The 13,358-nt window shown below is 29.9% G+C and carries 14 protein-coding genes; 8 read left to right on the top strand and 6 right to left on the bottom strand.

What is annotated here, in order from left to right:
• Positions 1-105 precede the first annotated feature (105 nt).
• Entirely contained in the window at positions 106-1,527 is a 1,422-nt protein-coding gene (locus tag B5E92_RS10330; RefSeq protein WP_087301872.1) for a uracil-xanthine permease family protein, read from the top strand.
• 115 nt (positions 1,528-1,642) lie between these two features.
• Here B5E92_RS10330 and pepF read toward each other — a convergent pair whose 3' ends face one another.
• Together pepF and rpsT are read right to left on the bottom strand one after the other, a co-directional pair.
• Positions 1,643-3,415: an oligoendopeptidase F gene (gene pepF / locus B5E92_RS10325; RefSeq protein ID WP_087301870.1), complete on the bottom strand. Its 1,773-nt coding sequence runs from the start codon at positions 3,413-3,415 to the stop codon at positions 1,643-1,645.
• A 39-nt stretch (positions 3,416-3,454) separates the two neighbouring features.
• Positions 3,455-3,715, bottom strand: coding sequence for a 30S ribosomal protein S20 (gene rpsT / locus B5E92_RS10320; protein WP_087301868.1), 261 nt, complete (start codon positions 3,713-3,715; stop codon positions 3,455-3,457).
• 125 nt (positions 3,716-3,840) lie between these two features.
• Here rpsT and gpr point away from each other — a divergent pair, with 125 nt between their 5' ends.
• The 6 genes from gpr to B5E92_RS10290 all read left to right on the top strand — a co-directional run bounded on the left by gpr (position 3,841) and on the right by B5E92_RS10290 (position 8,228).
• Entirely contained in the window at positions 3,841-4,800 is a 960-nt protein-coding gene (gene gpr, locus B5E92_RS10315; protein WP_087301866.1) for a GPR endopeptidase, read from the top strand.
• Positions 4,801-4,846: 46 nt separating this feature from the next.
• Positions 4,847-5,587 carry a stage II sporulation protein P gene (locus tag B5E92_RS10310; protein WP_087301864.1) on the top strand — a complete coding sequence of 247 codons (741 nt, stop codon included), beginning with the start codon at positions 4,847-4,849 and terminating at the stop codon, positions 5,585-5,587.
• Entirely contained in the window at positions 5,584-5,868 is a 285-nt protein-coding gene (locus B5E92_RS10305) for a hypothetical protein (RefSeq protein WP_087301861.1), read from the top strand. Before B5E92_RS10310 ends, B5E92_RS10305 begins: the two co-directional genes overlap by 4 nt.
• An 87-nt stretch (positions 5,869-5,955) precedes the next feature.
• Positions 5,956-6,909, top strand: a complete 954-nt coding sequence (gene fmt / locus B5E92_RS10300) for a methionyl-tRNA formyltransferase (RefSeq protein ID WP_087301859.1) — start codon at positions 5,956-5,958, stop codon at positions 6,907-6,909.
• A 117-nt stretch (positions 6,910-7,026) separates the two neighbouring features.
• Entirely contained in the window at positions 7,027-7,866 is an 840-nt protein-coding gene (locus B5E92_RS10295) for a Cof-type HAD-IIB family hydrolase (RefSeq protein WP_087301857.1), read from the top strand.
• Between the two features lie 23 nt (positions 7,867-7,889).
• Positions 7,890-8,228, top strand: coding sequence for a helix-turn-helix domain-containing protein (locus tag B5E92_RS10290; protein WP_158095218.1), 339 nt, complete (start codon positions 7,890-7,892; stop codon positions 8,226-8,228).
• 66 nt (positions 8,229-8,294) lie between these two features.
• Here the strand turns inward: B5E92_RS10290 and B5E92_RS10285 are convergent, their stop codons facing one another.
• From B5E92_RS10285 to B5E92_RS10270, 4 genes are read right to left on the bottom strand one after another with little or no spacing between them, the layout of a single operon-like run.
• Positions 8,295-9,254 (bottom strand): hypothetical protein, encoded by a 960-nt coding sequence (locus B5E92_RS10285; RefSeq protein WP_087301853.1) that lies wholly within the window; start codon positions 9,252-9,254, stop codon positions 8,295-8,297.
• Positions 9,255-9,256: 2 nt separating this feature from the next.
• The gene (locus tag B5E92_RS10280) at positions 9,257-9,982 is read right to left on the bottom strand and encodes a CpsD/CapB family tyrosine-protein kinase (protein ID WP_087301851.1); all 726 of its coding nucleotides are present in this window, start codon (positions 9,980-9,982) and stop codon (positions 9,257-9,259) included.
• Entirely contained in the window at positions 9,983-10,753 is a 771-nt protein-coding gene (locus B5E92_RS10275; RefSeq protein ID WP_087301849.1) for a tyrosine-protein phosphatase, read from the bottom strand.
• Between the two features lie 2 nt (positions 10,754-10,755).
• A complete protein-coding gene (locus B5E92_RS10270; RefSeq protein WP_087301847.1) occupies positions 10,756-11,439 on the bottom strand; it encodes a YveK family protein in 684 nt (227 codons plus the stop codon).
• 402 nt (positions 11,440-11,841) lie between these two features.
• On the opposite strand from B5E92_RS10270, the gene B5E92_RS10265 reads away from it, so the two are divergent.
• Positions 11,842-13,358 (top strand): nucleoside-diphosphate sugar epimerase/dehydratase (locus B5E92_RS10265; RefSeq protein ID WP_087301845.1); only part of this gene is annotated, 1,517 nt, incomplete at its 3' end.

Raw genomic sequence — 13,358 nt, 5'->3', positions numbered from 1 at the left:
TTAGTTAATTAAAGAAAAAAAGATAATGAAATTTTACAATAATTATGTTAAAATCTTTTCGTTTTATAAAAATTGAGTAAAAATATGGTTGAAAAGAGGTTCAAAATGGAAATTAATAAGGAAGAGAAAGTTACGTCTGTAAGTACAGAAAATATTTACAAACTAAATGGTCGAGTACCTTTAAAAAAGGCTATTCCTTTTGGGTTACAACACGTTCTAGCAATGTTTGTTGCTAATCTGGCACCAGTAATGATCGTTTGTGGTGCGGCCGTTGTAAGAGGAACTGGAGAGCATTTAACTTCAGCAGAGATTACTTCGCTATTACAATGTGCGATGTTTGCAGCCGGGATAGGAACTTGCATGCAATTATATCCAATTTGGAAAATTGGTTCTAAATTACCAATTGTTATGGGTGTTAGCTTTACGTTTTTAGGAAGTTTATTAGTAATTTGTACAAATCCACAACTTGGATATGAAGGTATGATTGGAGCTGTTATTTTAGGTGGTATCTTTGAAGGTTTAGTAGGACTTAGTGCTAAGTACTGGAAACGCTTTTTAACACCGGTAGTATCAGCCTGCGTAGTAATTGCTATTGGGCTTTCATTATTATCTGTTGGTATGGATTCATGGGGTGGTGGAACAAACGCTCAGGATTTTGGAGCCTGGTATCATTTATTTGTAGGGGCTTTTACTTTAATTGTCTGTCTTGTTTCACGTTATTTATTAAAAGGTGTTTATAAAAACTTAAATATTCTAGTTGGATTGATTTTTGGCTATTTATTATCAATTGTTTTTACAGTAGCTGATATTGCACCAATGGTTGATTTTTCAGGGGTTTCCAAAACAATTCAGGAAGTAGGGTATTTTAGTATTCCTAAACTAGTTTTCTTTACAAGTCATCAGCCGGTTTTTGATTTAGGAGCATTTTTTACGATTGCTATTGTCTTTTTAGTATCAGCAGCAGAAACAACAGGGGCAACTACTGCTGTTTGTAAAGGGGCTTTAGATCGTGACATAAAGATGGAAGAATTACAAGGTTCACTTGCTGTTGATGGTTTTTCAAGTGCAATTTCTGGATGCTTTGGATGTTTACCATTAACATCTTTCAGTCAAAATGTTGGTTTGGTTACAATGACTAGAGTAATTAATCGTTTTACAATTTTTGTAGGGGCGGTAATTTTAATTCTAGCTTCATTATTCCCACCACTAGGAGCTTTCTTTAATTCGTTACCACAAGCTGTTCTAGGCGGGTGTACAGTAATGATGTTTGGTTCAATTATGTATGAAGGAATTAAGATGCTTAAAGATAACGAATTTGATGATCGTACGATGATCATAGTATCTTTATCTTTTTGTATCGGAGTTGGATTAACTCAAACTTCAGGAAATTTCTTTGCTGCTTTCCCATCAGTTGTTGGTGATATCTTTAATGGTAATGCTGTAGCAGGGGTATTTGTTGTATCATTGCTTTTAAGCTTATTTTTACCAAAAGAGAAAAAAGAAAAGCAAGAAAATAAAAAAGCTTAAAAATGATATGATCCCACTAAAATAGATAGTATCTATGATGGTGGGATTTTTTGATAAAATAGTTTAAAAATAATAAAATTAATCCCCAATTAGTATGATCTAATTGGGGCATTTTCTAAGCTTTTTTTAATGTTTCAAATTGATTTAATAAACTTTCAAAATAAGCAAAAGCATCTTCATAGATTTGATCATCTAGAGGATCAACACCAGCTGTTTTTAATAAGTCAACTGGAGCTTTGCTGCCACCTGATCTTAAGAAATTTAGATAGTCATCAACTTGCTTTTGATCACCGTTTAAAATTCTTTTAACGATTGCTAGAGCAACAGTCATTCCTAATGTATATTTATAAACGTAATAATCATAGTAGAAATGAGGAACATAATAACAAGACCAGCCTGTTAATTCATCTAATGTAACATCAGGACCGTAATATTCTTGATTTAATTTAGCATATAAATCAGTAATTACTTTTGAAGATAATGGTTCATTATTTTCAGCCATAGTATGAAGTTTATATTCAAAATCAGCGAACATTGGCTGTCTAAAGATTAAACCAACACAGTTTTCTAATTGCTCATAGATAAAATAAGCTTTTTCATCATCGGTTTTGGCATTATTGATCATATAATTGATCAATAAAGTTTCATTTACTGTTGATGCTACTTCAGCAACAAAGATGCGATAATTAGCATTTACAAACTCTTGATTATGGTTTGATAAATAACTATGAGCACTATGACCTAATTCATGAATTAAAGTTGAAAGTGAATTATAATCACCGATAAAATTCATTAAAATAAAAGGATTAGAATCATAGCAGCCACTAGAGTAAGCACCTATTCTTTTACCAGTTGTTGGATAGAAATCAATCCAGCGTTCTTGACGGGCTTTATCGATTATTTCTAAGTATTCTTTACCAAATGGTTTTAAACATTCCTTGATGATCGTAAAGCATTGATCAATAGTATATTTTTTATTGATTGAAGAAACTAAAGGAATATTTAAATCATAATTGTATATTGTATCCATCTGTAAGATTTCTTTTTTTAGACGATTATAACGATGGAATAGATGACGATATTTTACATTAGCACTTTCAAGTACTTTAAAGAATAAATCACTTGGAACATCATCATCAAAAACACTAGCTTCCAATGAATTAGCGAATTTTCTTACATCAGCATAAAAAGCATCTTTTTTCATAACGCCTGAAAGAGTTTGGGCAAAAACGTTTTCAAAGCGGCGATATTCTTTAAAAAAATTTGTATAAGCCTGCTTACGAACTTCAGGATTTTTACTTTTTAAAAATTTATTTAAAGTAGCATTATTTAATGTTTTCTTTTTACCGTTTTCTTCAACATCTTCAAATTCTAATCTTAAAGCATCAAAGACCTGACTTGAAGTATCTGAAATGCTATCAACTTTAGCTAGTAGTTCTTCTTGTTCTTTTGGTAATATATGTTGTTTATATGAAAGTAAAGAATGAATCTTATAGCTGTATTTTTGTAACTTTGGATCTTTTATATAGGTTAAGACTTTTTCTTCGTTTTCAATAATTTCATTATCGACAAAAGAAATTTGTACTGAAGAGGCTTCTAAAATACCCATAATACTAGCCATCATGGTTTGATAAGTTTGATTGTTTGGTTCAACATCACAGTTTAAATGAGCAAAACAGTATAATTTATTGATAATGCGTTCGACTTGATCTTTTAAAGTCATAAAATTATAAAAACTATCAATACTATTAGTGATTTTATTTTTGAAACTAACAAGATCATTTATTAATGATTTAGCTTTTTCTAGATCTTGGTAAAAAGCTTGATCACTAGAATAGATGGTACTTAAATCCCAGGTATCTTTAATATCGATATCTTTTCGTTCCATTTAATTTTCTCCTTTTTTAATAAAATAAAAACCCTATCATTAGATAGAGTTTACCAGCTTAGCTAGTCTTGATTTTTGTCTTCTTGCATAATTCTTGTGATGAATTCCTTTAGATACAGAAGCATCTAATTTTGATGCAGCAACATTGTATGCAGCAACTGCACCTTCTTTATTTCCAGCTTCAACTTCTGCTAATACTTTTTTGATTGCAGTTTTTAAAGCTGATTTATATGAATGATTTTTTGCTCTTTTTAGATTATCGTTTTTATAACGTTTAATTTGTTGTTTCATATTTGCCATGATCTTTCACCTCGCTTTTTTTCTTGCCCATTCATTATATATAAATAATTGGATAAATGCAACTTTTTTTTGATTTTGAGCGATTAAAATTTAATGATTAGGCAATATTTAAAACAGGTGATATGATGAGTTTTCAAAATATGCGTAGTGATTTAGCCACAGAATCGTTAGAACAGTTAGAAATAGACAATCATTACCAGCGTGAGGAGTATGTAAATAATGGTGTTCGAATCGAAAAAATTAATATTTTAAAAGAACATCATAGTATTAATCAAGGAATTGGCACTTATATTGAAATAAGTTTTCCTGATTATAAACAACAAGGAGTAATTGTTGAAGAGTTAACTAAAAATTTAAAGCCACTGATTGATAAAATTGATTATCCTAAAATTTTAATGGTTGGATTAGGAAATCAGTTTTTAACCAACGATGCCATTGGACCGCGTACTTTAAGAGATTTAAGAATAACTCATTTTTTAGATGATGAAGAAAAATTAAGTAATCGTTTTTATGATATTTTAGGGATCGTACCAGGAGTTATGGTACAAACTGGTATGGAAAGTGCTGCAATCGTAAAAGCGTTAGTAGAAAAAGAAAATATCGATTTAGTAATCGTTGTAGATGCTTTATGTGCCCGTAATTATCATAAATTAGCTCATGTAATCCAAATTAATGATGTTGGGATCAATCCTGGTAGTGGAATTGGTAATTATCGACAGGCTATTAATGAAAAGACAATTGGCGCTAAAGTAATTGCTATTGGGGTACCAACAGTAATATATGCAAGCAGTCTTGTTAGTGATGTTTTAAATTATACACTGGATTATTTTGGTGATAGTTTAAATCCAGTTAATAAGTTGAAAGTAGGCAAAAGGGATAAATACCAGGGAGATTTATCACCTAAACAAAAGGAGATGATGCTAGGGCAGATTGGTAAGTTAAATGATAGTGAATTGGAATTGTTGTTTAGTGAGGTATTAGATCCAATTGATTGTAATTTTGTCTTAAGTGATAAACAGATTGATGAACAATGTGAGATCATGGCAAAAATAATTAGTAAAAGTATTAATAGTTTAAGGTACTAAATAGTTATATTCGTGCATACAATTAATTGTATGGCGGGTGATGGAAATGAGGCTAAAAAACAGTATCTTGATTGTTGGTAAACTGACATTGATAGCAGGATTAATTGTATATTTACCGACAAAAGTAACTAATTATAATGCTCAAGTAATTAATGCGATTGATTCTACTGATAGTCAAACAGTAGCCCTTAATACTGATAATAGTGATTTTGTGGCAACTAAGGATAAAAAAATTCATATTTATAATACTCATCAAAGCGAAGAATATGATGGTTATGATGTGGTTTTGGGAGCTGGCTATTTAAAAGAGTGTTTAAATGCAATGGGGTATCAATGCGATGTTGAAGCTAATGATTTTGAAAATTATAAGGCGGTTCATAATATTGCTTACAACAAGTCGTATACGGTATCTAAAATGTATTTAGAGGAGAGTTTGAAGCTAACGGGTGGTTATGATCTTGTAATTGATTTTCATCGTGATTCGATTTCTAAAGAGCTATCAACGATAACTCATGAAAATAAGAATTATGCCAAAATAATGTTTGTAGTAGGGAAAAGCAGTGGGAAGTTTGATGCTGTAAATCAATTGTCTCAAAGTTTATCAGATATTGCTAATGGCATGGTTCCTAAAATAAGTCGTGGTGTTTATGTTAAAAGTTCTCATTATAATCAAGGAACAACTGATAATATGGTATTAATTGAAGTAGGGGCTCAAAGTAATACAAAAGAAGAAGTACAAGCAACAGTTGATGTAATTGCAAGAACAATAGGAGAGTATTTAGGATGAAAAATTTTTTGATTGATTTATGTTTGGTGGGAATGTTGATTTTTATGATTAATGGTTTGTTTAATGATTATGGGATTCAAAAAGAAGTTTTTAACCAGAATCTTGAACAGTTTGAAGAGACGATTGAAAATAATCAAATAATCTCTAGTGATTATGGAGCTGTTAGTGATAATGAGGAAAATACATTATCGCTAGTAGTTAAAGAAATTAGTGATGGCTGTATTAAGGTAATTGAGACTTTTGTTTTAATTATTTCTAATATTATCAGTAGTTTGTTTTAAAATAAGTGCCTGCGGGCACTTTTATGTTTAAATAAAAATTAAAACAAGGTATAATTGAGGCAAATAGAAGAAAGTGATGGTGTTTAAATGGAAAAAACAAAAATAGTATTCATGGGAACGGCAAGCTTTTCTAAAGAAGTTTTAGTTAACTTATTAGAAAATGATTATAATATTATCGGTGTTGTAACTCAGCCTGATCGTTATGTTGGTAGAAAGAAAGTATTAACGATGCCTGAAGTTAAAGAAGTAGCTTTAGAGTATAATATTCCTGTTTTTCAACCAGCAAATATTAAAAATGATTATCAGTCAATTATTGATTTACAGCCTGATTTGATCATTACGGCAGCATATGGTCAATTAGTACCAGCAGCTCTTTTAGAGGCGCCAAAACTAGGTTGTATCAATGTTCATGCCTCTTTGTTACCTAAATATCGAGGTGGGGCACCGGTTCATTATGCAATCATTAATGGTGAAACAACAACTGGTGTTACTATTATGTATATGGTTAAAAAGATGGATGCCGGTAATATTATTAGTCAGCAGGAAATTGCTATTGGTGATAAAGAAACAACTGGCCAGTTATATGATCGTTTAAGTGTAGCAGGAGCAAAATTACTTTTAGAAACATTACCAGATATTATTGCAGGTACTAATCAATCAATTGTTCAGGATGAAAGTCTAGTAACTTATGCTCCAACGATTTCAAGGGAAGAAGAGAAACTGGATTTTAACTTAAGTGCAAAACAGGTTTATAATAAAGTTCGAGGATTAAATCCATGGCCAGGAGCTTTTACAACTTATCAAGGTAAAAACGTTAAAATCTGGGCCGGTGATATTCATGATTGTCCAAACGCTAAAAAACATCATGAACATCAAGAAAATGGAACGATCGTAAAAATCTTTAAAGATGCCATTGGTGTTAAAACTGGTGATGGAATATACTTAATTACTGAATTACAAATTGCTGGTAAAAAACGAATGTTAGTTAAAGATTATTTAAATGGAAATAATATATTTGCCGTTGATAGCAAATTTGAATAGAAGCGCTATTGCTTCTATTTTTTACTAAATAAGAAAATATAAATCATTTTATGAAAAAATAATGTCAAATCAAAAAAATTAGGTATAATATTGCCATATCATAATGGAGGGTACAAAATGGGTAAATATTTATTTTTTGATATTGATGGAACTTTGATGGGACCTAGTAAACAGGTTACGCCAAAGACTGCTAATGGAATTAAGCAGGCACGTGAAAATGGACATAAGTGCTTTTTATGTACGGGACGAGCACCGGTGTCAATTATGAAATCAATTAGAAAAATTGGTTTTGATGGGATTATTTCTTCTGCTGGTGGTTTTGTAAACATTGGTGGGAAATACATATTTGAAAATTTTATTAATCAATATGTTTTATCTGAAGTAATGCTGTTATTTACTAATAAGAAAATTTTATTTAGTTTAGAGACAAAAGATGCTTTGTATCAAACTCCTGGTGTTAAGGATTTTTTTGATAAAAAGAATAGTAAAATTATGGAAAACAACTTAGAATTGGCTCGTTTTTTAGAGGAAAGAAAAAACGAGGAAGTTCGTTTACCAATTAGTGAATTTGATATTTTAAAACATAAAGTTACTAAGGTTTGCTTTATTTCTGAAGATAAAATTGCATTTTATGATTGTGTAAAATATTTAAGTGAATTTTTTAATATTGTTATCTTTTCTAAAGAAAGTGATGATTTTATTAATGGTGAAATTATTTTAAAGAATTGTACTAAAGGTGATGCTATTAAAAAGGCAGTTGATTATTTGGGTGGTAAGATTGAAGACACAATTGCTTTTGGTGATAGTATGAATGATTATGAAATGATAAAAGATGCGGGATATGGTGTTGTTTCTTATTTGGCTCCGGAAAAATTAAAAGCTATTGCTGATGATACTTTTGATGATCCTGATAATGATGGTATTTATAAGAGCATGAAAAAATTAGAGTTGATTTAATATATAATTTGTGGGGAATTATATTGCATATAGGACAGGTTTTAAAGTGGATCAGAAGGACCAGACAGGTTTCTCAAGATGAAGTGGCTAAAGCGATCAATGTTAGTAGAAGCAGTATTTATCGCTTTGAAAATGATGGTGATTTTAGTATTCAAAATTATTTAAATTATTGTAAATATTTGCAGATTGAAGCTTATCTACCGTTATTGATTTGTTGTAATGGAAGCTGTAAAAAGATGTTTAACAGGTTACAAAAAACAAATTTAGATTTTGAAGCTTTTGAAATGCTAGTGGCTAGAATTATGATTGAAGGAACTGTCAAAGAAACAGAAATGATGATAAAAATGTTTGATATAAATTAAAAAACAGGTTTTGAAATGAAGTCGTTATTTTAGTGTTCAAATAACAACTTCATTTGTACCTGTTTTTTAGTTTATATAGCCTAATTCGTGCATTTTATTAATCAATTGATTAGCTAATAATTGATGATAATAATTATTACCGTTGATATCATCAATTAATAAACTTGAAGGAACACTATTGTTTGCAAGTGCCATTTGATCTTCACTAGTAGCAGTGATCTTAGCATCATTCAATCCATTAGTAAGTAAATAATTTTTAAAATCTAAGTAGTGTTCACCATATGTATTAGCTAATAAATTATTTGTAGCATCACGATTATCTATTGTTAGTGATACGACGATGTATTTATCGGTATTGAAACTATCGATTATTTGTTTTTGATAATTTACTAAGCTGCCTTGAATGCTTTCTTCATAGGAACCAGTAAAAAGAATTAAAATATTGTCATTAAGAATTTCTGGCTTTGTAATTTCTATTTTAGTTAATGTAGTAATCATTGATGAATCACCAGCTTCTAAACGCTTAAATAATAATTGATTAGAGTTACTGTCATAACTAATAGTTCCAGCGATATTGTTGATAATACATGATTCAATACCGGTTTGACTATTGATAAGAGCATCGATAACTTCACCATTTTCATTTAATAATGTAATACTAACGGCATTAGTATCGCTTGGAATAGTGAAGTTGTTTACATATACGTCTTGATTACCAAGTTTTATAGCTAAGGCTTGAGAATTAATATGATTATCACCGATTATTTCGATATCATTTTTAAGACTTTCTTTTAAATAACCAGGATAACTAGTAACATCATTAGTGCCAAGAGTTAGACTGTCACCGACACAATAAATCGTTGCTAAATCATTATTTGATGATACTTGTGTGGTTTGATTATTTGTATCGTTATATTTTTTTGCTAGCTGACTAGTCTGGTAACGATCATAAAATATCATCGCTAAAATTAAAATAATGCATATTGGAACAATAATTATAAAAAACTTATTATTATGCTTTTTCATCTTTAGTAATAGTGATAATAACCGTTTTTACTGTTATCTTGTTCGACTTGGGTTAATACTGTTCCAATAATATTGACATTGTTTTTCTTTAATATTTCAATTGATGCCTTAGCATCTTTACGATTTGTAATACTTGATGAGCAAACAAAGATAGTTCCATCAACAACATTACCAATTGGAATGGCATCACTAACTGACATGATTGGTGGACAATCAATAATAATAAAGTCATACAATTCTTTTAAATCATTAATAAAATCTTTAAAAACAGTACTACCGATTAATTCGGTAGGGTTAGGAACCTTAACACCAGAAGTTAAAACTGATAATTTTCCTACAAAAGAATCATCTTCATAAAATTGAAAATATTTAGAACTGATTTTTTTACTTTCATCATATTCCATTAGAGCATTAGTTAAACCACGTGAATTTGATAATTTAAGATAACGATGGATCGTTGATTTTCTTAAATCACAGTCAATCAATAAAACGTTATCATATTTAGTTGCATAAATCATAGCTAAATTAATTGAAGTAGTACTTTTTGATTCACCTGGAATTGATGAGGTCACATTTATCGCTTTTACATTTTGTCCGACCGTTGAATATTCAATTCCGGTTCTAATATGACGATATACTTCTTTAAAATCAATTTTACTATGTTTATTTTCTGGTTGTGTGATTAAAAAAGTTTGTTTTTCTACACTGTTTCTTTTATTTTTTAACATTTACTTTCTCCTTTTAAACCATGGTATTTTCGATACTTTACGAATTTTTATTAATTCTATAGGTTGACCGTTGATAATCGCTAAGGGATTATCATACATTAATTTAATAATATCTTCACTATTAAATTTTTTAGTTAAAACATCATATGTCTCTTTTAAATTAGGGCTTCGTAATCCACTGCTGCGATGTACATCATTAGCAATAACATGAACCATTCCTAATTCTAATAATCTAATAGCAAAATCATGGCTAGTACCTTGATTTAAGATGCTTGAACTATTGATTTGAATAATATAGCCACGATCAATCCATTCTTTAATGATATTTTCGTTTAAGTGATGATGAAAATATCTTTCAACATGAGCTATTACCAGCTTATTTTTCAAACTATATTCATAAAGACGTTCATCATAGTCTCCAGGTAATTTTTGAGTTACATTAAATTCTACAAGTAAATAAGGACCATTATTAATAGTCAAATAATGGTTGTTTTCTAGTAGTGTTAAATAATCGCTATTTAACATTACTTCACAACCTTCATATATTTCGATATCTAAACTTTTAGCTAATGTCTTTAATTTACCAATTTGCAGAATAATTTTATTAAATTCTTGGATGGTCGTTGTTCCTGGGGTGATGTGTGGTGTTGCAACAATTTTAGTAATATTTTGAGCTTTAGCAGCTTTTAAGGCCGCTAAGGCTTCATCAAGATCTTGAATGCCATCATCAACATGCCAGGTATAGTGACTATGGATATCAATAAATTCCATTGTTACTGTTCAAAATAAGGAATTGTTCCTAATAATGGTACTCCAAGAATTTGTTCAGCTTGTTCACCGCTTTTGATTTTTGTATCTAATAAATATGTCAACAAAATGTATGCTAAAGAAATCACGATCCCAATAATGCCACCAATTAAAATATTTTTAGTCATGCTTGGTGAAACTGGGTTAGCGTTTATTTCTGGCTGATCGACAATTGTCAAGTTAGTAACATTAAGTTTTTCTTGAACTAATGTTGTAAATACTGTGATTGTTTCTTCGACGATATTTTTAGATAGTTCTGGATTAGTTGTTGTTGCACTAATTTCAATAATTTGTGTTTCAGCAGTATTGGTAACAGTTAAAGCTTTATTAACTTCATCACCAGTAATATTTAGATTACTAGCAACTTGATTTTGGATTGCATTTCCTTGTAATAATTCAATATAGTTATTTACCATCATGTTATTAGCGCTTAATTGTGATGAGTCGATTGAACCATCAACTACTTCTGCTTTTAATAAAATACTTCCTTGAGAAGCATATTTTTTATCAATAAAAAAGGTAGTTAAAGATACAGCAATGACTATCCCGACTAACGCTAGAATTATGATTAATTTGATATTTTTTTTGAATAATTTAAATAATTCTGATAAGTCAATTTCAACTTCATCATTTAATTCTGTTTTTTCCATATTTCCTCCCAACAATATACTTTTATTTTATATATTATTAACATAAATAAAATAACTATTCGCATAGTATTATCCTTTATAAGTTAAAAAAAAGCAATAATTTATTAGGAAAAATCTTAAAAAAATCATATTTAAATAACAAAAAAATTAGAAAATAATTAAAATGGTTATATTAGGTACAATTATTTGTTATTATTGTTTAATATCTAAATGTAATAAATGTTAAACTTTTTGTTATTTATTGTAAAAATAATTTATAAAGTGTATAAAGTATTTGAAATTACTTGACTTTTTAATCATTATTTAAAATAATATATTTTGTATATGATATTGACCAGAAATGTAAATTTATGAAATAAAATTGTGATTTATTTTTTTAGCATTTTAGGGGGAGGAAGAGATATGGGAGAAAAGACCAAATTAAATGCTCGAAGATTTCTGTTAGTAGGTTTAGATATCATTAGTATTTTAATTGCAGCATATGGATCACTATTTTTAAGATTTAATGGACCGATTGATCCAATGTTTTTATCAAGACTTAACAATATAATCATTTTGCTAGTTTTAATTGATATTTCAATTTTTGTTTGTTTTCGTTTATATCATAGTTTGTGGCAGTTTGCTTCAATTACAGAATTAAAAAATATTATTATTGCCGCATTTACAAATTGCATAATAAATACAGTCGTTTGTGAATTGACTGGGAATGGGCAACCTAAAAGCTGTTATATAATCTTTTTTTTAATGTTAGTATTGATGGTCGGTGGAACTCGCTTTTTATATCGTTTTATAAGAATGTATAAACAACATGTAATAGCCGAAAAAGAAAGACGACCACTAGAAAAAGTTTTAATCGTTGGAGCTGGAGTAGCAGGTGAAAAAGTATTAAGAGAAATCAATAACTCTAATCATATCTATAAAGAAGTTGTCTGCTTTATCGATGATGAACCTAGCAAATGGAAAAGACAGATCCATGGTGTTGATATCTATGGCGGTCGTAACAAGATCATTGAAGCTGTTGAAAAATACGGTGTCAGTGAGATCCTCGTTGCGATGCCTTCAATCAGTAAAAAGGAATTAGCTAATATTTTAAATATCTGTAAGGAAACCAGATGCCAGATCAAAAGACTTCCTGGTATCTATCAGTTTATCAATGATGATATCCATATCAGTGATTTTAAGGATGTTGAAGTTCAGGATTTACTTGGCAGAGAACCGATTAAAGTCAATCTTGATGACATCATGGGTTATGTAACCGGTAAGGTAGTAATGGTTACTGGTGGCGGTGGTTCAATTGGAAGTGAATTATGCCGTCAGATTGCTGCCAATAAGCCAGAGACTTTGATAATCGTTGATATCTATGAAAACAATGCCTATGATATTCAGCTGGAATTAAGACGTAAATATCCTGATTTGCATCTGGAAACGATGATAGCATCAGTTAGAAATTCAGTAAAAGTGGATAAGCTGTTTGAAACATATCACCCAGATATTGTTTACCATGCAGCAGCACATAAACATGTACCATTAATGGAAGACAGTCCTAATGAAGCAGTAAAGAACAATGTTTTTGGAACACTGAATGTAGTAAAAGCAGCTGATAAATATAAAACAAAGAAATTTATTTTAATATCAACAGATAAAGCAGTAAATCCAACGAACATCATGGGAGCAACGAAACGGTTATGTGAAATGATCGTACAGACATATAATAAAAAATCAAAAACGGAATATGTAGCAGTAAGATTTGGAAATGTCTTAGGATCAAATGGATCAGTAATTCCGTTATTTAAAAAACAGATCAAAGAAGGAGGACCGGTAACGGTAACGCATCCAGATATCATCAGATACTTTATGACGATACCCGAAGCAGTAAGTCTGGTACTGCAGGCCGGAGCGTATGCCAAAGGTGGCGAGAT

The organism is Erysipelatoclostridium sp. An15, from assembly GCF_002160675.1.
GTDB lineage: Bacteria > Bacillota_I > Bacilli_A > Erysipelotrichales > Coprobacillaceae > Thomasclavelia > Thomasclavelia merdavium.
This window is presented reverse-complemented; position numbering and strand designations above follow the sequence as displayed.

Coding starts and splice junctions, on each gene's coding strand:
- B5E92_RS10295 (WP_087301857.1), top strand. CDS start 7,027: ATGGGTAAATATTTATTTTTTGATATTGATGGAACTTTGATGGGACCT.
- fmt (WP_087301859.1), top strand. CDS start 5,956: ATGGAAAAAACAAAAATAGTATTCATGGGAACGGCAAGCTTTTCTAAA.
- pepF (WP_087301870.1), bottom strand. CDS start 3,415: ATGGAACGAAAAGATATCGATATTAAAGATACCTGGGATTTAAGTACC.
- B5E92_RS10310 (WP_087301864.1), top strand. CDS start 4,847: ATGAGGCTAAAAAACAGTATCTTGATTGTTGGTAAACTGACATTGATA.
- B5E92_RS10330 (WP_087301872.1), top strand. CDS start 106: ATGGAAATTAATAAGGAAGAGAAAGTTACGTCTGTAAGTACAGAAAAT.
- B5E92_RS10305 (WP_087301861.1), top strand. CDS start 5,584: ATGAAAAATTTTTTGATTGATTTATGTTTGGTGGGAATGTTGATTTTT.
- B5E92_RS10285 (WP_087301853.1), bottom strand. CDS start 9,254: ATGAAAAAGCATAATAATAAGTTTTTTATAATTATTGTTCCAATATGC.
- rpsT (WP_087301868.1), bottom strand. CDS start 3,715: ATGGCAAATATGAAACAACAAATTAAACGTTATAAAAACGATAATCTA.
- gpr (WP_087301866.1), top strand. CDS start 3,841: ATGAGTTTTCAAAATATGCGTAGTGATTTAGCCACAGAATCGTTAGAA.
- B5E92_RS10280 (WP_087301851.1), bottom strand. CDS start 9,982: ATGTTAAAAAATAAAAGAAACAGTGTAGAAAAACAAACTTTTTTAATC.
- B5E92_RS10270 (WP_087301847.1), bottom strand. CDS start 11,439: ATGGAAAAAACAGAATTAAATGATGAAGTTGAAATTGACTTATCAGAA.
- B5E92_RS10275 (WP_087301849.1), bottom strand. CDS start 10,753: ATGGAATTTATTGATATCCATAGTCACTATACCTGGCATGTTGATGAT.